The 21,461-nt window shown below is 42.5% G+C and carries 14 protein-coding genes; 10 read left to right on the top strand and 4 right to left on the bottom strand.

Annotation, left to right across the window (positions count from 1 at the left end; genetic code table 11):
• The first annotated feature begins 110 nt into the window (after nucleotides 1-110).
• The gene (locus CXF81_RS09965) at nucleotides 111-575 is read left to right on the top strand and encodes a TerB family tellurite resistance protein (RefSeq protein ID WP_101181217.1); all 465 of its coding nucleotides are present in this window, start codon (nucleotides 111-113) and stop codon (nucleotides 573-575) included.
• Between the two features lie 265 nt (nucleotides 576-840).
• Here CXF81_RS09965 and CXF81_RS09960 read toward each other — a convergent pair whose 3' ends face one another.
• The gene (locus tag CXF81_RS09960; RefSeq protein ID WP_232771877.1) at nucleotides 841-3,546 is read right to left on the bottom strand and encodes a TonB-dependent siderophore receptor; all 2,706 of its coding nucleotides are present in this window, start codon (nucleotides 3,544-3,546) and stop codon (nucleotides 841-843) included.
• A gap of 648 nt (nucleotides 3,547-4,194) precedes the next feature.
• On the opposite strand from CXF81_RS09960, the gene CXF81_RS09955 reads away from it, so the two are divergent.
• Nucleotides 4,195-5,910 (top strand): amidohydrolase, encoded by a 1,716-nt coding sequence (locus CXF81_RS09955; RefSeq protein ID WP_101181215.1) that lies wholly within the window; start codon nucleotides 4,195-4,197, stop codon nucleotides 5,908-5,910.
• Between the two features lie 434 nt (nucleotides 5,911-6,344).
• Here CXF81_RS09955 and CXF81_RS09950 read toward each other — a convergent pair whose 3' ends face one another.
• A complete protein-coding gene (locus CXF81_RS09950; RefSeq protein ID WP_101181214.1) occupies nucleotides 6,345-8,459 on the bottom strand; it encodes a winged helix-turn-helix domain-containing protein in 2,115 nt (704 codons plus the stop codon).
• 235 nt (nucleotides 8,460-8,694) lie between these two features.
• Here CXF81_RS09950 and CXF81_RS09945 point away from each other — a divergent pair, with 235 nt between their 5' ends.
• From CXF81_RS09945 to CXF81_RS09930, 4 genes are all read left to right on the top strand, one after another.
• The gene (locus CXF81_RS09945) at nucleotides 8,695-9,198 is read left to right on the top strand and encodes a hypothetical protein (RefSeq protein WP_232771876.1); all 504 of its coding nucleotides are present in this window, start codon (nucleotides 8,695-8,697) and stop codon (nucleotides 9,196-9,198) included.
• Between the two features lie 340 nt (nucleotides 9,199-9,538).
• On the top strand, nucleotides 9,539-9,925 hold the full coding sequence (locus CXF81_RS09940; protein ID WP_101181213.1) for an STAS/SEC14 domain-containing protein: 387 nt from the start codon (nucleotides 9,539-9,541) through the stop codon (nucleotides 9,923-9,925).
• Between the two features lie 123 nt (nucleotides 9,926-10,048).
• Nucleotides 10,049-10,546: a hypothetical protein gene (locus tag CXF81_RS09935; protein WP_101181212.1), complete on the top strand. Its 498-nt coding sequence runs from the start codon at nucleotides 10,049-10,051 to the stop codon at nucleotides 10,544-10,546.
• Between the two features lie 2 nt (nucleotides 10,547-10,548).
• The gene (locus tag CXF81_RS09930; RefSeq protein ID WP_101181211.1) at nucleotides 10,549-11,622 is read left to right on the top strand and encodes a hypothetical protein; all 1,074 of its coding nucleotides are present in this window, start codon (nucleotides 10,549-10,551) and stop codon (nucleotides 11,620-11,622) included.
• Nucleotides 11,623-11,733: 111 nt separating this feature from the next.
• Here the strand turns inward: CXF81_RS09930 and ppc are convergent, their stop codons facing one another.
• Nucleotides 11,734-14,343, bottom strand: coding sequence for a phosphoenolpyruvate carboxylase (gene ppc / locus CXF81_RS09925; RefSeq protein WP_101181210.1), 2,610 nt, complete (start codon nucleotides 14,341-14,343; stop codon nucleotides 11,734-11,736).
• Nucleotides 14,344-14,537: 194 nt separating this feature from the next.
• Here ppc and CXF81_RS09920 point away from each other — a divergent pair, with 194 nt between their 5' ends.
• From CXF81_RS09920 to CXF81_RS09905, 4 genes are all read left to right on the top strand, one after another.
• Nucleotides 14,538-15,158 carry an FKBP-type peptidyl-prolyl cis-trans isomerase gene (locus tag CXF81_RS09920; RefSeq protein ID WP_101181209.1) on the top strand — a complete coding sequence of 207 codons (621 nt, stop codon included), beginning with the start codon at nucleotides 14,538-14,540 and terminating at the stop codon, nucleotides 15,156-15,158.
• 796 nt (nucleotides 15,159-15,954) lie between these two features.
• Nucleotides 15,955-17,082, top strand: a complete 1,128-nt coding sequence (gene proB / locus CXF81_RS09915; protein ID WP_101181208.1) for a glutamate 5-kinase — start codon at nucleotides 15,955-15,957, stop codon at nucleotides 17,080-17,082.
• Nucleotides 17,079-18,326, top strand: coding sequence for a glutamate-5-semialdehyde dehydrogenase (locus CXF81_RS09910; RefSeq protein WP_101181207.1), 1,248 nt, complete (start codon nucleotides 17,079-17,081; stop codon nucleotides 18,324-18,326). Before proB ends, CXF81_RS09910 begins: the two co-directional genes overlap by 4 nt.
• A 112-nt stretch (nucleotides 18,327-18,438) precedes the next feature.
• A complete protein-coding gene (locus CXF81_RS09905) occupies nucleotides 18,439-19,647 on the top strand; it encodes a COX15/CtaA family protein (RefSeq protein ID WP_232771874.1) in 1,209 nt (402 codons plus the stop codon).
• Here CXF81_RS09905 and CXF81_RS09900 read toward each other — a convergent pair.
• The gene (locus tag CXF81_RS09900) at nucleotides 19,629-21,260 is read right to left on the bottom strand and encodes a YdiU family protein (protein WP_232771884.1); all 1,632 of its coding nucleotides are present in this window, start codon (nucleotides 21,258-21,260) and stop codon (nucleotides 19,629-19,631) included. The genes CXF81_RS09905 and CXF81_RS09900 overlap by 19 nt on opposite strands.
• Between the last annotated feature and the right edge of the window lie 201 nt (nucleotides 21,261-21,461).

Raw genomic sequence — 21,461 nt, 5'->3', positions numbered from 1 at the left:
CACTTGGAATGAATGTGCAGATATACACTGCCGTTTCAGCTTCAGTGCATTCAAGAAATAGTAAGTTCGACATTTTTGACTACTTTTAAACTACTCTTAAAGGATATGGCATGCTAAATAAACTAAAAGAATTCTTTCAAAACGAACTCGCCTTTAATGCTGCAAAAAACACTGATGCCGAACAGAAATACAGTCTAGAACAGGCTTGTGCTTTGCTGTTGATGGAAGTGTCTGGTGCTGATTTCGAACAGTCAAACCTTGAGAAAGACAAGATAAAACAGCTGCTACAGTCACTATTTGAGTTGTCAGATGAAAAGCTGGATGAGTTATTTGAGCGCAGTCATCAAGCAAGCAAAGACACAACGTCGATGCATCCATTTACATCCATGATCAACGATAATTATGAATACGAGCAAAAAGTAAACTTGTTGAGTTTGATGTGGAAGGTGGCATTTGTTGATGATAATTTGGATAAATACGAAGAAGCAATGATTCGAAAAATCGCTGATTTGCTCTATATATCTCATAGCGACTATATAAAAGTAAAACACATCGCAGCAGAAAAAAGAGAATAAATGACTCTATACTCAGCGAATAAAAACAGAATCGGTCTTCGGTTAGTGTCTACTGAATGCGTCTAGTCCAATGGATTTCAGCGTATCGTTGAGTTAAATATTCATCACTATGATATAGAAGTGCGTTTACGTCCAATTCCTTCACCGTATAACATGCAGCATCGGTGTCATCCAATAAACCAATTACCATGCAAAGTACTATCGTGTTAATTAAAAAACCACTCGTTCTTATGCGAGTGGCTTTATAACAAGATAACTGGACTACTTAGTAGGTGAATCGAGCTTGTAAGTACCAAGAGCCGCCATTAAAACCAAATGGACTTGACTCTGAATACAACTGCCCCGAACCCCCGGCACTCGGATTCTTTTCAGGGTAGGCATCAAGAAGATTATCTGCCCCGAGCACAAATTCCAGCTGTTCGCTGAATTGATAGGCAACTTGCGCATCAATTAGCACTTGTGCACCAATTCCATTTACACCATTTCCAGTATCATCCCATCCGCCATAATAATTTGCGCGTAATAATGTTCTGATATTCCCTTCGGTGTGCGACCACGATACGTTAGCTCGCGTATTAGGTAGTAAATCCTCAATTGCTGCAACTCGCCCAGCACCGATAGGATTGACGGTTCCAACACTATCTACTTCGGTCTTGTTATAGTTGGCCGCAACGGTGACCCTAGAATCACCACCCCACAAATCAAACGAGATATTACCAACAACATCTATGCCTGTCGTTGTCGTGCCAAAGCTGTTAGAGAAAAACCTAAATTGTGATAGATCATCTAGCCCAACAAATTGCTGACGATCGATAATACCTTGCGCATCTAAGCTTGTCAGCGCTTCGGATACTGTTGTGAAGTTAGATCCTGATGGAGCCGCAAATGTGAGTGCTTCAAGAAAGTCTACATTAGCACCAAGAGCAACTCGGTCGGTTAACTCAATATTGTAGTAATCAACCGTCCATGTAGAACCTGCGAGGTTAAAGCCGACACCAATTGCAAAGTTTTTAGCATCCTCTGTTCCAAGTTCTGGTCGGCCATTTCCTAAACTTTCTATAAAGTTAGAAGCTAACTGCCCCGCCGCCGAAGAGAGCGGCAAAGTCCCTTGATCGACAAGTACGCCCTGAACGTTCTGCGTCGTTACATTTGTTATATTGGCTTGACCCGCTGTAGGAGCGTGGAATCCAGAAGAAATGGCTCCACGAATTCTAAAGTCATCACTAAAATGGTAAATACCGGCAATTTTATAATCTGTAGTATTTCCAAATTCACTAAAATCTTCAGCTCTGAGAGCAACTGCAAGGGTTACCTTTTCGGTAATGTCAGCTTCAACATCAATATAAAAGGCAGTACTGTCTTGAGATGCAGATGTATCTGCTGGAAAACCACCGAAGCCATTCGAGCTTGATGAAAATCCCTGACTAGCTAATGGACCAAGTGCGTAAGAGGCTTCGTCACCAGCAAACAGGTCAAACTCTTCTTCTCTATACTCTGTACCAAAAGCGATGTTTACGTCCGATTCGAGACCAGCATCGATACGATAAACGAAGTCTAGCTTAAACTGGGTTTCAGTTTGTTCCTGACCACCGGGCACGAAATCTCTAGGCGTGGCAGGACCAAGAGACGCATTAATGGTATTTCGAATGAAGAAATCGGTTCTGTTCGAACCGCGCTGAGCACTCGCGTCATAAAATAAACCGGTGCCTATCTTAAGTTCGCCACGAATACCGACAGCAATAGCCATATCTTCGTTATTACCACCGAACCTAGGCACAAATCCACCTGGAATAGTGTTAATAAATGAGAAACAGTTATCGTCAGCAGCCACCTGTGCAAGAAAATTTGGATCAGGGAATACATTGCCATCGCCACCAATAGGGATACCTGCAATACACGAACCACCAACACCAAGACCATCAAGGTCACCCACTAATACAGAGTGAACTCCATCAGGGTCAGCAAGGCCAGTTAATGGATCGACTCTTGGACCTCGGTAAACGCCTCCTCGCTGACTTCCATCAGTGACGGGGTTACGGTAAAAGAAACCACCGGTGACTTCTCTCTCACCGTAGTTACCAAACATGTAAATTTCTGCCGCTTCACTAATTTCGAATGCCGAGTTGATAAACAACTTTACGTCACCCTCTACATCCGGTTGGCCCCAGTATTGTGGGACATCGCCTGTGTAATTGTTAATTGTTTGAAAATCAAAAGCAGGTGTATAACCAGCAGAAATCATACCGGCAACATCGTCTCGCACAACCGATCTTATTGTACCTTCAACATCCTTTATTTCGGCGGTCAAGTTTACAAAACCACTATCACCGAGTGGTAATCCCGCGTTTGCGGATATCGTATAGTTATTACCGTCACCCTCATAAGTAGATCCATAGCGTGCTGAAACTTCAAAGCCTTCTGAATTATCTTTCAAGATAAAGTTAATGACACCTGCGATAGCGTCTGAACCATACTGCGAAGATGCACCATCTCGCAACACTTCAACCTGTTTTATTGCCATTGATGGGATTGCAGATATATCGACCCCTTGAGCTCCATCAGAAATACCACCACCAAGAAACGAAATTATAGAACCTCTGTGACGACGTTTTCCGTTCACTAACACTAAGACGTTATCCGGAGAAAGTCCACGCAGGTTTGCTGGTCTTACAATCGTTGCTGCGTCACTTATTGGTTGGGTGTTAATGTCGAAAGAAGGGACTGCCGTACGCAACATATCTTGAATATCAGAAGAAGAGTTTATACGCAATTCATCGCCACTTATTATATCTACAGGGACAGGTGAATCAGCCGCCGAACGGTCCATCATCCTAGTTCCTGTTACAATCACTTTCTCGACGGTACTTTCTTCTTGTGCCGATGCTTGAATTGGCAGTGTAGCCATCAATGCAACTGAAATCGCGATCGCAATTTCATTCTTTTTCTTAAGCTTATAATTTTTGTGGGACATTATTATCATATATTTTTCTCTATTTATTCAGGTAATAAGCTAAAAAGCCGTCGTAGTGCCAAGAAAATAGTCTTGACGAATTATATAACCAAGTAATAGTGTTCGCGGTAGCCAAATAAGTTTTTGTTGCTTGTTGGTCTTAACCAAACGCTTGTTTTTAAGTGGTCTCAATGTAGCAACTGAACGATTTGGAATTGTATAGCTGCTCTGTTACTCATCAATTCAAAGCAAGTACATAATGTCATTACTAATAAGCCTCGATTTGTGTTGTTACGTTATTAATTTAAAGTAAAGATACTGTTTGAAGTTACAAATATGCGTAAACTACGCGCACACACATAGAAGTCAAAGCATTATGTTTGCCAACTTTTTGTTTTGCATTTTTTATATGTAAATCAATTAATTGCGTACTAAAATACAGATTTAAATTATGTATATATTGGGTGAAATGCACTGCAATATACTAATTGCACCAATAACGAGCGCAATTTCGCTTGGGAACCTTAAAATCGTCGAGCACGTTAATGTCAACGCTGTTTATTTTTACTTGAGTATTTTCTATACTCAGCGGTTCTAAACGCAAAATGCATAAATTTAGATCGATATCAGATTATTGTTATTTAAAAAATAGGTCAGTAGGAGAAAAATTTGTTGATTAAAAATAACCTTACATTACTGAGTATACTGGGGCTTAGTTTGGTATTGGTGTCATGCACTAAAAGTGATGTTACTGCATCAGCAACGTTTTCAGAATGCATTCGTGCGGATATGGTGCTTCACAATACCAAAATTTACACTGCAAATGACGCGCAGTGGACAGCTGAAGCGACAGCAATACTGGGCGATAAAATTATATTTGTGGGAACAAACGCAGATGCGGTTGACTATATGTGCGGTGATGCAGATATAATGAACATGGCTGGGAAATATGTATACGCAGGTTTTACCGATAGCCATCAACACGTTGAAGGTGTCGGACAGCGCCCAAAAACGTTAAGCCTTTTTGGTATTAACTCACTGAAAAAAACGGTGGACGCCATAAAAGCTTTTTCAGTAACAGTACCTGTAAATGAATGGGTGCAAGGGCGTGGCTGGATTGAACGGGAATGGATAGACGAAAAAAGATTTCTCAGCAAACATGACGTTGATTCATTTACCGCGGATAAGCCTCTATTTATGCCACGCGCGGACGGTGTGTCAGCCCTTGTTAATTCCAAAGCACTCGCGCTTGCAGGCATTACTAAAGATTCTCCTGATCCACTTGGAGGCAAGTTTGAGCGTGACGCAGACGGCACGCCCAACGGTTATATTCTAGCTTCGGCAATGGATATTTTTCGAGATATTATCCCGCCAAAAACACGTGACTATAAAAAAGACAGTTTGGTACAAGGAATGTATGAGAACGCAAAGATTGGCTGGACAAACACTCAAGAGGCTGGCATGCCCTACGTCAACGTTGAAATAATAAAAGAGATACACGCAGAAGGAAATATGTCTACCCGTATTTACGCGGCGGCAAATGTTATAGAGGCGTCAACAATGCTTAAGCGTGGACGTGAGACAACCTCGGACAATATGTTCGATTTACGCGGTATTAAAGTTTATATCGATGGCACACTTGGCTCGCGCGGTGCAGCACTTCTTGAAAATTATGCAGATGCTGAACATAACGGATTTATGAATCGCACCACGAAAGATGAACTTGACCCGATTTTACGTGAGGCATTACGTAAAGGTATTCAGATTGAAACCCACGTAATTGGGGATCGAGCCGTTCGGGCGGTATTAAATTGGTATGAAGAAGCCTTCAATGCTGTACCAAAATCTGAATGGGCCGTGGCTGATCCAAGATGGAGACTTGAACACGTGCAAATTATTCCCGCCCAGGACCAAGCACGCCTTGTCAGTCTTGGTATTCTTCCATCCATGCAACCAAGTCATGGCATAGGTGACCTCAACTTTGCACCAGATAGACTTGGTCCTGACCGCCTTGGTTATGCTTACCCATGGCAGCAATTGGTTGATCGCGGATTGATGATACTTGGAGGATCTGACGCGCCGGTGGAACTCGGTGATCCACGGATTGAGTTTTACGCGGCAGTCACTCGCAAAAGACTTGACGGAACATCAGGCGATGGGTGGCATCCGGAACTTGCAGTAAACCGAGAAACAGCCCTTAAGATGTTCACCATTTGGCCTGCTTACGGCGCATTTCAAGAGCATATTCGTGGCTCAGTAGAAGTGGGGAAATATGCTGACTTTACAATATTTGACCGAGATTGGCTTACGGTTCCAGAAGCAGATATTTTGACATCAGAAAACCTAATGACCATTGTAGGCGGAAAAATTACTTACCAAAAATAGAGGCTACATGATTGCTAATATAGAAGTTAGGTAAAAAATGAGAGTGACCTATCGATTATGATGCTGACATTAAAATGAAGTGTAACCCCGATACTCAAATACAACTTTCCTTGAAAGTACTACCGGTATTTAATCGCAAAATAGGAGCAAGTTTTTGATAAAGCAGAGCAGGGCAACTGGGCTGCTCTACTCTTTTTTGCACAATCTAAACATGTAGCACGACGCTTTTCACCTTCAGTGACTGCAAAATCACTGTTTTTACGCCATTCAGTTGCAAGCCAAGTTAGCTGTTTAAGACCAGCAAAATCCGCTGTTTTAACACCCGTAACTTTCCAATAACTGCACTCAATACTAATAATCCTTGCTGTCGGGTTCTGGTGCTCTTGAACAATCGATAATCATTAATAATTTACGCTTGTGCTATCTCTATTTTTTTATCGTGCCTTCAAATTTAGGTCTGCTCTCAGTCGCAAAACCACTTTACGCTCAAATACCTTGATTTGAGTGTCTAGTAATTCCAGTTGTTGCTCATATTCTGCGCTATCTAGCTGCTGCATTAATGCTAAGGCGGCGTAAGCATTGTACTGATTGTGATAATTGACCCAAAAACCCAATTGATTTGGACGCTCAATAAGCGATAATAGCTGGGGCAGGGCTTGCTGTATCAACAAGGGCTGAGATGATAGCAATGCATTTTGCAATGGTACTAAACTAAAAAATCGAGTGGTTTTAATGGTGACCTGATTGATTAGCTGCCGCACAATATCAGGGTCTTCTTCTTGTTCAATAAAGCTTAAGTAGCTTTGCCAAAACCTGGCGTCAGGGGAATCGCCATACAGCGATGCGGTATGTGCAAACCATTCATCAGCTTGCTCCGGCATACCGGCCTTGTTGTATAGCAGTGCCAAGTAAATGCTATTTACTGGAGAGCCATCATCAATTTGTAAACAGGTTTTCATTGCCTCAATAGCTTCTGAAATCTGTCCCATTTGATTTAGTATTTTAGCCTTCCATACATAAGCCCAAGTGTAATTGCTATCAATATTGATGGCGTGATCGACTGCTGCCAGTGCTTTGGTCATCTCATTACGCCAAAAGTGCACAATGGCTTTGTTTACATTTAGCCACGGCGATAGAGCATCTATCTGCAGCGCCTTATCAGCATAAGTCAGCGCCACGTCAAACTGATTCTTAGCCAAGGCTAACTCTGAATAAACATATAGGCCTCTGGTGTTTGCGGCGTCAACACTCAACACTTTATCGATCAATCGCTGAGCGTTGTCAAACTCCAAGTCTTCGATAGATAATAAGGCGCCAGCAAGAAGGGCGTTAATATCATTGGGATCAAGTTGTAAGGCTTTATTAATAGCCGCAGTGGCTTTTACAATAGCAACAGTCTTGCCCATGTAGATATCATGATAATTATATCTCGCGTAGATAAAAGCTAAACTGCCATATGCCGCGGCAAAATTTGGTGCCAGTTCAGTTGCTCTTAAGAACGATGCTTCGGCTCGGGAAAACCACTCGCTAGTTTTTCCATTCATCCACCAGTAATTTCCTTGAAGATAGGCGCGGTAAGCATTGATATCCACGCTGTCGGATGCGTTTGTGAAATTTGTTTGTGTGTTTTGTCCAAATAATTGAGCATTAATATCGGAGACGATCCTAGTGTTTAATGTTAGCAGCTGTTGCATGTCGTCTTCATAAACTTGTGACCAAACCACGTTGTTACTCTGTTTTTCGACCAAACGCACTAAGAAACGAATACGTTCATTGGCTTCAGTAATGCTGCCCTCTACCCAATACTCAAGGTTTAACTGCTCAACTAAAGAATTTAAGGCACTGGTTTCGTTGGCAAGGGCAAGAGCCGAATAATGCGCCAACACGGTCACTCTGTCTGACTTGGCCAAGGTAATTGACAGCTCCTCTGGAAGCATCTCAGCCAGATAGTCATTACGCTCATCGCCGGTAAGATTACGCCATGGTAAAAATGCGACAGTCGTTTCTGTGTTTGTACTATCTTTTTTAATATCTTGAGTCAGCACCTCAGGTGTCGATCCCTGTTGCAAGGAAGTTTCCGGCAATAAAGCAAAGATTAACAGGGCAAGTAGTGAACCCGACATTATAATTACCGGCACTTTACCTTTATTAAAGGAGAAGGTTAAGCCTGAAGCGGCACTGTTTTTTGTGCTGAGCTTAATAAATTCTTGTCTGCTTAGCCAAGTGATATCTGCCGATAGGCGGTAACCTTTTTTAGGTACCGTTTGGATTACCTGCCGAGTTTTACTATCGTTGAAGTTTAGTCGAAGCTGCGAGATAATGCGTGTAAGAGCATCGTCGATCACCACTCGTCCATGCCATACTTGGTCCATTAATTCTTGTCGACTAACGGTCTCGCCGGCACACAAAGCAAGCTGATAAAGCACATGCATGGCTTTAGGCTCTAGGTGACGGCTTTGATCATCATAAAATACTCTATGATCACCCACATCAACGTAGTAGTCACCTAAACGAAAATAACCATTTTCAGGTAGCACTTGTTCAGTCAATTATCTGATCCCACTTAATTATCACCCTAGTATTTAGCCGATAAACACCAATATCGGTTTTTCATCACAACTTCATCGGCTTTTTATCTGTTGTTCCTCAGGAGTTTTTCCCAATGGGTAACCATACTGTTGAAATACATGCGGTGCAAGCAAGTCGCATAAGTAAGCGTGAATCAACAGGTATGAATCACAATGGTTAAGTGTTAACCACCCGTTCAAGCATAAAAGGTAGAACATGATGAAAATAGCAATTAAAACAGCAATTAAAACAGTCTTTCCAGCCGTCTTAGCCATGCTGATGATAATGCCAGTAAGCCAAGCTTCAGCAATGGATGTAACTGCAGGTTCACAACTGATGGTGAAAACCAGCGTCGTTGAAGTCATCGGCGTACGAGAAATTGAAGCAGGCAAATTTGCACAAGGGATCCGCAAAAGCAAAGCGACTTTAGCCAAGATTACAATCGCGTCTTTACGTAAACCGCTTCTTGATAACTTGTGCGTAGCGACCTTAGCCATTAAAGATATGGTACAGGCAAACCAATATTGCCATGCGGCAGTTAACACCGGAAAAGCGTCCGCTATTTCTTATAATAATCGTGCAATGATGCATTATGTATTGGGTAATATACAAGCCAGTCTTGAAGACTTAGATGAAGCCAGCAGATTTGGTAGTTTCCAAAACATGGTGGGAAGCAATTTAAGGATAGTTAATCAGCGCAACATACTGAGCAAAAATTAAGGTTTGATAATCGAACAAGATTTATCGTTCATCGCGATTAGGATTTGGTTAAAGTAGCGATACCTTTGTTTACATTAACAAATAGAGGTATCGTCAATGTAATCCTATAGCGCTTTTCTTTTAACCGCTTCTAAATATCTTTTTTGACTTAAACTTCCCTAAAAACAGAACCATTCTGCACAAAAATACTGCAATCCACAGTCAGGATTTGAAACTCAAGGTTAAATCAAACAAACCTTCAAAATAAGCCATAATATTAACTATACACAACCGTATTTTGTAGATCTAACTAGTATTAGGCGATAATATTACACACATAAAGTAGAGCGGGTTTTTGATTATGTATGCAGAGTTTCATCGCGCAAAAGCGCCACTAATTATTGTTGAGTTTACCGGTGAAAAGGCTAACGCGCAAAATTTTGATGCCTACCTTGAAGGTTTAGAAGAGAGCTATGCGGCCAAGGAAAAAATCGCGTTGTTATTTGATGCTCGCCGAGCGCTTGACTTGAACCCGCGATACCAATTAAAGCAAGCTCAGTGGTTACGACAGAATAAAAAACTAATCGAGGGCTATTGCCAAGGTGTGGCCTACGTAATTCCGAATAGTTTTTTAAGGAATATGCTGGGCTTAATTTTTAAAGTGCAACCTAGCCCTGTGCCCTTTCAGGTGTTCGAAACCTTTAATGCGGGTCTGGCCTGGGCTGATGCACAACTAAAACATATCTAAGAACAATGAGCGACAGTCTGCGTGAATATAACTAAACATCGTTGGCGGTGACTGTTAAGATAGCGCTTCGTTATATGAGTGCGGTTTATTCGTTAATTTTATTGATTCGTTTTTAGGTTATCCATGGCTATTCCATTACCACCAAAGTTAGAAAAATATTTTAATCGCTTGTCGATAAAGAGTCGGTTTTTTAACAAACTTCTCAGTTTCTTCTTTATGCCTTTTGTGTTCAAAAGTGGCCTGAAAATGAATTTCGTCGAAGACGATTACTACGCGATCTTGCCGAAACGGCGCATGAACGTGAATTGGTATGGCACAATATCTGGCGGCGCCATCTTGGGTAACTCAGAACTCGCGGCTGGTTCTTATCTGTTTATGCTGACCAAGGGCGAATATCGTATGATTTGCACCCGCTTAAACTACCGCTTTTTATTGCCGAGTATCGATGCAATTATGTACAAAGCATCTGTTGATTTGGAGGAACTGGCTGAGAAAATCAAGGGGGGCGGTAAATTCAATATTGAGATGACGATCAAAGTGTTCAGAACAAATAAAAATAAAGCCACCCGACGCATTGGCTCGGGTACCATCAGCTTTCATATGTGGCCTGTGGGTACGTAATCTTGTCGACGACATTACAATACAGTTTCTATTTAGCCTGCTCATGGTTATGGTGTCTGGGTGGATTTTTCCCGTTAATACTGGGCCGTGATTACGGTTGGCCAGCGTTAGCCGCTTTCACTGTCTTTAATGTGGGCGGTGCAATATCAATGGGGTACTACTTCAAACAGCGCGCGCAGCAGCAAACCTTTGAAAACAAGCATAAGCCCGCGATTGCAGTTTTCTCATATGTGACCATTGCCTACCAATTGTTTTTTGTAGCCTGGCTTGGTGTTGCTGTAGATCAACCTATGTTGTTGGCGGCGGTGCTGGCCATTGCGTTTGTCATTTACCATAGTAAAGGTGTTATTACCTATTGGGCCTTGGCATTTTACCTCCTGTCGATTGGCTTATTTATCGGCTTTTTGGGCAGTGATTGGCCGCCAGTCGATCTCAGTGCAAGAGGCTACTGGCCGCACACTTTGCTTCCCCTTGCTATTGGCTTTATATTTTCGCCGTATTTAGATATTACTTTTCATCGCGCTTACCGCGACAGTAGCAATCCCAAGTTAAGTTTTACTATCGGTTTTGGCGTATTATTTTTGACGTTGCTCGGATTTGTATTTTGTTATGCGGGCAGCTTAGGTGATGTGTTCTTTAATCAAGCAATACCCGCCGCTATTATTTACCCTGTGATTGGTTTCTTAGTTCTGCAAATTGCATTTACTATCGCAGCGCATTGTAGCGAGTTAAGCACTCAGCAGTATCTCAAGCCTTCTCTGTTAGTTAGCACTATCGGGGCGTTTTCAGTGATTGCAGTTGGTTTATTAACACTGGTTAAAGACACTATCATTCCATGGGGCGATTTACCGCTGGAAGAAACCCTGTATAAAAGTTTTCTGTTTTTTTACAGTCTAGTGTTCCCATTGTATTTGTTACTGGGGAAGTCAAAATTGACCTATATTTGGGTCATAGTAATATGCACACCGGCTTACTCTGTTGGTTTTTTGATAGGTGGCGAGTATAGTTTTAGTTTAACCATAGGCGTCGCCCTTATGGCTGCAGTCTTGGTATTTAGAAGCCAAATAAAAGTATAGGCCGCTGTTGCGGCCTATTTTATAATGCATACGGTTATTTTTGCATCAGCGCTTTTTCAAACGTTAAGTTGACAGACTTGCAGCGTTTATTGCAATGCATCTATAAACAATTTAGCCAGTATTACGCAAACCAATAGCAATACCTGTAATAGTCACCATCATTGCCATTTCTAGGGTAGCGGTGTCATTGTCATTATAGTCAGAAGAACCTTCTTTACGAATTCTATCTAACAATTCTATTTGTAAATAATGTAATGGCTCAAGGTACCCACCACGAATTTCCATAGACAGCTTGCCATGGGGATCATCTTCCATCATGTCGGTGTGATCAAGAATACGTAAAATTGATGCGATACTTTCTTTAAGTTCTGTGCGTAAACCTTCGCCGAAATGTTTCAGATTATCTGGCACCAAACGAGCATCGTAAGCAGCGCTAATGTGAGGTTCCGCTTTTTTAAAGACCATATCGAGCATAGATAATCTGGAATTAAAGAATGGCCAGTTATTGATCATGTCCTTTACTGTGTCTTCATTACCGTCGCTGATAACGCTTTCAACGGCTTTCATTACACCTAACCAAGACGGCAATACCATGCGCGTTTGTGCCCATGCAAATATCCATGGAATAGCACGCAAGCTTTCAATGCCACCATTTGGATTACGTTTTGCTGGGCGGCTTCCCAATGGCAACTTACCTAGCTCTTGTTCCGGAGTAGCAACACGGAAGTAGGGAACAAATTCAGGATCTTCCCTTACGACGCCACGGTAATTATCACGTGCTTTTGCAGCCATTTTGGTGATAGTTTCACGCCACACAGGCTTAGGAGCAGGTGGTGGAGATAACATCGCTTCAACAACAGCAGCGGCATAAATTGATAAACTACGTTTTGCTAATTGCGGCATACCAAATTTATAGCGAATAGTTTCACCTTGCTCTGTCACTCTGAAACCGCCGGTTAATGAACCTGGGGGTTGCGAGTGAATAGCAGCCTTAGCTGGCAAGCCACCGCGACCAATAGTGCCACCACGACCATGAAACAAGGTTAAAATGACCGACTTTTCTTCGGCTAATGCCACCAACGCTTCTTGTGATTCATATTGCGCCCAGCCCGCAGCTAGTGAGCCAGCGTCTTTAGCTGAATCAGAATACCCGATCATCACAAACTGGCGGCCCTTGATGTAGCCTCTGTACCAATCTATTTCAAGTAGATTGCGCATTACTTTTGGTGAGTTGTTTAAGTCATCAAGAGTTTCAAATAGCGGTGCGACTGACATTGGCCAACTCACTCCTGCTTCTTTCAATAACAACTGCACAGCCATGACATCAGACGCTTCTCTTGCCATCGATATAATATAAATACCAAAACTTTGTTGACTGTGACGAGAAATAACATCGCAAGTATCTATTACTTCTTGTGCGTCTTCGCTAGGTTTCCAATTTCTCGGGATCAGTGGGCGTTTAGAGCTAAGTTCACGCAGTAAAAATGCTTGCTTATCTTCTTCACTCCATTGCGCATAATCACCTAGTCCGAGATAGCGTGTTAGTTCGCTGAATACATCCGCATGGCGATCTGAATCTTGACGAATATCGAGTTTTAATAAATTCACGCCAAAGCTGTGTACTCGGCGAATAGTGTCTTTTAGCGCGCCTTCTGCAATCACACCCATGCCGCATTCATGCAATGATTCATAACAGGCCAATAGCGGGACTAATAACTCGTCGTTATCGTATACCCACTCGTCTATAGGGAGCAGATTACTGCTGGTTTTTTCTAATTTGTTGCCAATATTTCTAAGTGCTGCTCGGTAGGGTTCTTTTGCATCGCCAACCATCTCACGCAGTTTTTCATTACAGTCATTCATGGATAGTTCTATGTATAGCTGGTCCATATCTAATGAGAACAACTTGGCAGCTCGACGTCGAGCAAGCATAAGTACTTCTTCTGTCACTTTTGAGGTGACAAAGGGGTTACCGTCGCGATCACCACCCATCCAAGAGCTAAATTGAACCGCTTTAGCATCTAAAGGCAAGGTAATATCGAATTCGGACTTAAGATACTCCTCTAATTCGCGTAAAAATTCTGGTACGGCTTCCCAAAGTGAGTTTTCAATAACAGAAAAGCCCCATCGGGCCTCGTCGACCGGTGTTGGACGCACTGAGCGAATTTCTTCGGTGTGCCATGCTTGACTTATCAAGGCAGCAATACGGGTTTTAATCCTCTGCCGCGCTCTGTCGCTCAAATCACTTACATGAAGTGCTTCTAATTGCGCCGCTAACTGCCTGTGTTTATGGATCAGAGTCCGGCGTGTTACTTCGGTAGGGTGAGCGGTTAGCACTAAATCAATATTTAGATTTTTAATAGCGGCGAGCACTTTTTCTTTATTCGCGCCCATGGTCTTAATTTTTTCGAGTGACTTAGCTAATGATTCCTCTCGTTGATTAGCACTGTTGTATTCTTGTTCTGCAATATTTGCTAAGTTCAAAAACTGAGCAAATGCTCGACCAATGGTCAATAATGATTGGTTGTCCAAACTTGAAAACAAGGCGGTAAGGTTGTCTGTGCTTTGAGTAACATCAGCATATGAGTCGCGACCATCCAGTCTGATTTGCTCGATTTTTTGTAACCATTCGCGGCCTAATTCAGCTTCAATAGTTTCGCCAAGTGTTGTACCCAAATAACGTACAGTATCCTTTAATTGCGCGTCGAACAAATCGTTCATATTTTCTGTTTTCCTTAAATAAAAACCCGTGATCACAAGATACTGCTCATTGTGTCTAAAGTCTAATTCTAAGATTTATAAGTCAATGGCTGTTGGTTTCAGCCGAGAATTTTAAAGTTTTGTAGAATGTGTTAGCATGCGCTCGAAATAAGCATGAAAAATTCCTATCATAAAATTACTATTTTGGAGACCCTGTGTCAGATAAGTATTCAACAGTAGAAGCACAAGCAAGTTACGGTATCGGTTATCAAATGGGCGAGCAACTTGCGTCAAACCCATTTGACGGACTAGATGTAGAAACAGTATTAACCGGTTTAACTGACGGCTTTAGTCGTGCCCAGTCACAAGTAGATAACAATGATTTACGTGCGGCGTTCACCGAAATTCACGAACGTATGCAAGCGGCTAAACAAGAGCAATTTGCTGGCGCCGTTGAAGAAGGTATTAAGTTCTTAGAAGAGAATGCCCAGCGCGAAGAAGTTGTCACCACTGAATCTGGTTTACAATACGAAGTGTTAACTGCGGGTAATGGCGACATGCCTACCGCAGCATCTACAGTTCGTACTCACTATCATGGTACGCTTATTAACGGCGAGGTTTTTGATAGTTCATATGACCGTGGCCAACCAGCTGAATTTCCAGTAGGTGGCGTTATTAAAGGTTGGACTGAAGCACTAACAATGATGCCTGTTGGTTCAAAATGGCGCTTATATGTACCTCATGACTTAGCTTACGGTGAGCAAGGCGCTGGTGGTGCTATAGGCCCATTTAGCACATTAGTGTTTGATATTGAATTATTGGATATTATTGCTTAGTCATTGTTGACTAATGATGGCTTGCGCGTTCAATAGCGTGCTCTATTAGATAATAAGTTATACCAAATAAAAGGAAGCAAATTTGCTTCCTTTTTTTGTACAACCAGAAGTTGTCGTTTGATCAATCCCTAATGAGCACTTATTTTCTTAGAATTCATATCAATTTTTGTGCTGGACTTGTGCAAAGAAATCAACAATGCCCGTTTCTCGTAACGGCGCTTCTCGTTTCTTTATAGTTTATTGTTATTTATTAGAACACTACTGAAAAAAGAAGTTTTCATTGATTTTTTAGCTGAAAACGATTGTATATGTGTAACGTTGTCTTAAATTTATCAGATAATAATAAAATATAGTTCGATATCTAGCTATTTTTTATAGAAAGTGTGATCTTTAAGTGCAATAAAACCCTCTGAAATTACTTAAATTTGCTTTTTACACCTTAAATAGGGCATAATATCGTTAGATTTCTAATTAATTGAGTTCGATTTAAATATTATGGTTACGAAAAATGGTCACAACACAACGATGACCCATTTCAAAAAGGGCAGTAATCCTGTTCAATCTGTACATATGCATTCTCCTGCATTCGGCGGCGCCCACTCCCCAACGTGACCGTTTAAAAACAAGATGCCCTAATTCCTATGGCATCTAAAACCACATTAAGTTTTATCTAGCTTATTGGATTAGTCCAATAGCGTTAGCCGTAGGGTCGACTTGAACGAACTCGGCTATTATTTTCGCACAGTAGCAGCATAGATAATGAGAGTGCTGCTCTATAAAAAAAGAGTTACTAATTTTGGAAACACAAGAAAGTTTAGTTAGTTGGAAGCGGATCGTTATAAAAGTTGGTAGTGCGTTAATTGCGCCCAACCAAAACGGTTGTAGTAGTCACTATTTATTAGGTATTGCCCAATTTGTTGTGCGTTGCAAAGCGATGGGAATTGAAGTGGTATTGGTTTCATCAGGTTCAGTGGCTGCTGGTGCGCATTTATTTAATGCTCAAGAAGAAAATACTAAGCCGTCAATCGCTGTAAAAAAAGCAATGGCAGCGGCTGGTCAAATGGAAATGATGGCAACGTGGGACAGATTATTTGACTTTCCAACAGCTCAAATCTTGGTTACCCATGGTGATTTAAGAGATCGAGAGCGTTATGTCAGTATTAAAGAAACGATTTTTAGTTTACTTGAAAACGGCATATTGCCGATTTTAAATGAAAACGATACGGTAACAACCGACAAACTAAAAGTCGGTGACAATGATAACTTGTCAGCGATGGTGGCAGCAGCCGCAGACGCAGACACGCTTATTATTTGTTCTGATGTCGATGGCCTTTACGATAGTAATCCACATGAGAACCCCGACGCTAAGTTAATCGCTAGTGTTCCAGATATCACCGACGAAATTTTTTCAATGGCGGGCGGCGCAACAAGTGCCGTGGGCACGGGCGGTATGAAAACTAAAATACAAGCAGCTGAGAAAGCTGTTGCTCATGGTATTGACACCTACGTTGTTAACGGTTTTACCGTGCAAACATTCAATACATTACTAAATGGTAAAAATCCAGGGACTCACTTTTCACCAGATAAAAAACCCATGAATGACCATTTACATTGGATGACACATACATCTACCGCACAAGGTGAACTGGTAGTTCAAAATGACTTTGATACGGAACTGGACGGTGACAGTGAACAACTTACTAGTAGCGAAATAATTGCCGTGAATGGCGACTTTGCAGTCGGTGACACTATTTTGGTGAGAAAAGATGACGGCACTAGACTTGCAAAAGCCAAGTCAAATTACAGTAGTTGTTTGTTGAGTTTCATTACCGAACAAGATGATCAAGATTTTGCCAATAAGTTTCAAGACACCACTGGCCCAATAATATCAGACAGCAACATAGCCCTTTTGGAGGACGAATGAGTTTAATTAAAGAGTTATCAAAGAAAGCAGCACAAGCAGCACAAATTCTCTCCGTTTTAGACGAGATAGTGAAAAACGCAGTACTCCTTGATATGGCTAAATCGTTGCGTGAGAATACAACAGGGATCATTGAGGAGAACGGCAAGGACTTGGTTAATGCTAAAAATAACAGCTTGTCAGATGCCATGATAGATAGACTTACGCTGGATCAAGAGCGTATTGAAGCAATGGCCGAAGGACTCGAAACAGTGGCAATATTGCCTGATCCTGTTGGCGTTGAAAGAGATTTAGGTACTCGCCCGAATGGTTTACAAATTAGAAAAATGAGAGTGCCGTTAGGCGTGGTTTGTATGATTTTTGAAGCACGTCCAAATGTAACCGCAGATGCAGCCGGTTTGTGTTTTAAATCAGGTAACGCGGCTATTTTGCGTGGCGGTAAAGAGGCGCTGGCTTCAAGCTTATATATTGCTAATATTCTGCAGAATGTGCTTCAAAAGCATGACTTACCTAGAGAGCTAATCTCGGTCGTGCCTAACGCTGACCGAGTTCTGATGCAAGAACTCATGGAACAAAAAGACTACATTGACGTAATTATACCACGCGGTGGTGAAGGCCTAATTAATTACGTTACTGAAAACAGCAAAATACCCGTTATTCAGCATTTTAAAGGTGTATGCCATTTGTACATAGACAAAGAAGCAGATATTGAAACGGCTATTAACTTATTGGTAAATGGTAAAACTCAAAGAACCGGTGTATGCAACGCACTCGAGGGTCTGCTGGTACATGAAGACATCGCTAAAGAGTTTTTGAGTATTGCGGGTGCTATCCTAGAAGAGCATTCTGTAAAAGTGAATAGCTGCGAAAATTCAAGTAAGTACTTCAACAACGCAACGGTAATTAACACTGATGGTTTTGGTGAAGAGTATCTCGATTTAGAAATAGCAGTGCGTATTTTGCCTTCTGTAGAAGCTGCTATGGAACACATTGCACGTTTTGGTAGTCATCATACGGAAGTGATTTGCACTAAAAATGAACTTACAGCTAAACGCTTTCAACGCACCGTTGATTCGTCGGTAGTCATGGTGAATGCATCATCACGTTTTTCTGATGGCAGCCAACTTGGTTTGGGTGCTGAAATTGGTATAGCAACCACTAAGTTGCATGCTTACGGGCCAATGGGCTTGGAATCATTAACTACTGAGAAGTATTTGGTCAACGGTATAGGGCAGGTTAGAGCGTAGCGTTTTTGTAATTGATTTGAAAAGGGCCAGTTTTACTAGCCCTTTTTTTATGTCTTTAGACTAACCTTAATGAAAGCGTCTACATTAATGACGTTCCAGTGCGATGATATTGATGTTAATTATTCAACTGTTATTTGTACACGAAGTGAATATTGTTATACTCATTCCTTTGAATGCTACCAAGCCGACTATGACCTACGGAATAGATGATAATATTCGACACATAAAGCAACCAATGGCTATTTCTAACTGGCTGTATTTTGTTGCCTTTCTGGTTTTCATTATGGTCGTTGTTGGCGGTATTACGCGACTTACCGAATCAGGGCTTTCAATTACAGAGTGGAAGCTCATAACAGGTGCTTTGCTGCCCCTGAGTGAAGCTGCATGGTTATCAGAGTTTGAGAAATATAAACAGATCCCAGAATATATCCAGATAAACGGCCCTGCGGGCATGACCTTGGTAGATTTCAAGTTCATCTATTTTTGGGAATGGGTCCATCGTCTCTGGGGGCGGCTGATTGGTCTTGCTTTTGCTCTACCATTTGCTTGGTTTGCATTCAAACGTGCGATACCTCAAGGTTATGGCTTTCGACTGACCATACTGCTAGTGTTAGGAGGCATGCAAGGGGTTATTGGTTGGTGGATGGTGACTTCCGGTTTGACTCAGCGTACGGATGTTAGCCATTTTCGTCTGGCGACACACTTGCTGACAGCACTTCTTATTCTAGGCGCGCTTTTCTGGACGGCTTTGGATCTTCGTCAACTTGCGAGCGGTCAACGTAGAAAATCAAAACTGACTGTTTTCGGTTTACTGGTTTTTGTTATTTTGTTTGTGCAATTGTTATTTGGGGCTTATACAGCAGGCTTAAATGCAGGCTATGTTTCCAACACATGGCCCCTTATGTATCGTTCTTTGATACCGTCAGTAATAGATTGGAGTGGTAATCTGTGGACACAGCTTAATAATGATCCCATTGTAATCCACTTTATTCACCGCTCATGGGCTTGGGTGACGGTTACCTTTCTGATTGTTTTAGCGTGGCGCATTCGCGTGCAGTCTGCAAAAGCATCGATAGCAATCCATACTGCATATATTGCTCAGATGCTGTTGGGCATTGCGACAGTATTGACTGGCGTAAATATATATTTTGCGGTTCTGCATCAGGCCGTGGGCGCTCTAGTCGTAATCTCGACAACATGGGGGGTGCATCTATTAGGTTGCTATACCTCTGACCCCGGCAAAGCAGGCGTCAGACAGACTGCCCGTGCGCCGGAGTCTCTAGCAAAGTTGTCTTTTAAAAATCACGAGGAGCAACTATAATGCGACAATCCACCAAGTGCAAAAAACGAAGTGGGTTTCAAGCGATAGTATTTCTCTTCTACGTCTTTTGATTGCTCGGCGTATGGCTGTGTCATAACTTCCTGCAGTTCTCTAACTAGCGCGTAATTGCCTTTACTCGCTTGTTGATATGCAGGCACAACAAACCACTCTCTTAAACTGTATTTTGGGTTGATAAGTTTCATCTGGCTGGAGAGCTCATCGCGAGATTGAGGTGTGGTATTGCTGCCGACTTGCGATTTCCATGCTGCGAGCCAATGTGACCAGCGTTGCTCTATTTCTTCTCCAAGATCCCTGTAGAAACTTTTCTTAAGTGGGCTAATACCGTCAGGCACCGCTGAAAGCTCGCGGAAGAAGATAGTGTAATCGACAGGCGTCTGCGCCATCAGGGTTTCCAGCTCATTGAACAGCGCTGAGTCAAAAGTTTCAAGTCCGAGTTTAGCAGCCCACATCTTCTCGATGTGCGCCTGCATCACTGTTGAAAAGCCGTTCTGAATCTCATCGAGCTGTTGCCGATAGTTTTGATGCGACGCTAGCAAGGGCTGCAATGCTGCACAAAACATATCGAAGTTACGCTGCGCTGCTACTGGCTGGTTGAGGAATGAGTAATGCTGTCCGCCCCCTGTCCATGACTGATATTGCGGGTTGAACACATCAATAAAACCAAATGGGCCGTAATCAAGTGTGAAGCCACCGGCCGCGCAGTTGTCGCTGTTGAAGTTACCCTGGCAGAAGCCAACTCGGACCCAGTTGGCTACAAGCCTTGTGAGACGACCGCGAAACTGGTTCGCCAGTGACACCACTTTTTCTGCGGTAGTTAGATTATGGTCGATGACGTCACTGTACTCTCGATCAATCAAGTGCAACACAATCTTCTCGAGCTCTTCCATCGCTTTGGGATGTTCATTCTTGCGGGCACGGCGGCCGAAGAGCTCCAGTTGACCTACTCGAATAAATGAAGGTGCAACACGTGTCGATATAGCGACGGGCTCCAATATAAGCATGTCAGGATCTATAGAGCGCGAGCCTTCTGAGTACCACGGCCGCTTGACCTTCTCTGTTTTGGAAACGTACAAGCTTAGCGATCGCGAGGTTGGTACTGCAAGCGAATGCATGTGCTCTTGGGCTAGAAACTCTCTTATACTAGACCGAAGTACTGCGCGACCATCTGCGCCGCGGCAATATGGTGTGCGGCCAGCCCCTTTTAGCTGCATTTCCCAGCGTTGATTTTTGATGACGGCTTCAAATACGGAAATTGCGCGACCGTCTCCGTAGCCATTGCCAGTTTGGAAAGGACACTGCTGAACGTATTCTGCGCCGTAGATGGAAAGTGCGTAGCCACTCGCCCAACCGACTTTGTGTATTGGCTGGGGAACGTTTGACATATCACCGGAGAACATCCGCACGAAGTCTGTCGAGTTTGCCATACTGTCGGCGAAGCCAAGTTCGCGAAAAAAGTTTTTGCTGTGAGCGACATACTCAGGTTCATCGATTGGCGTGGGTTTGACGGTAACATAATGGCCAGTGAATACTTGTCGCGGTTCGTGGTCAGCTCCGTTTGCTTTGGCATCAGGGTCGCAGTTGAGAGTGTTCATGAGTGAGTAATTTGCGAGCTTTGCAAGATCGTCAAGCGTCTCGACGTTGTCCGCTGTGAGCTGATTCCAAATTTTTTCCTTTACGTTCACTTTTTAATTCTCCAAATTTATTTGATGCTGATTACGCTCAGGCTTACTTTTACATCTACTTCTAGCATAACGCTTTGTCATCTCTATTTAAACCGAGTTCTACAATCAGTT

The organism is Glaciecola sp. 33A, from assembly GCF_002836745.1.
GTDB lineage: Bacteria > Pseudomonadota > Gammaproteobacteria > Enterobacterales > Alteromonadaceae > Glaciecola.
This window is presented reverse-complemented; position numbering and strand designations above follow the sequence as displayed.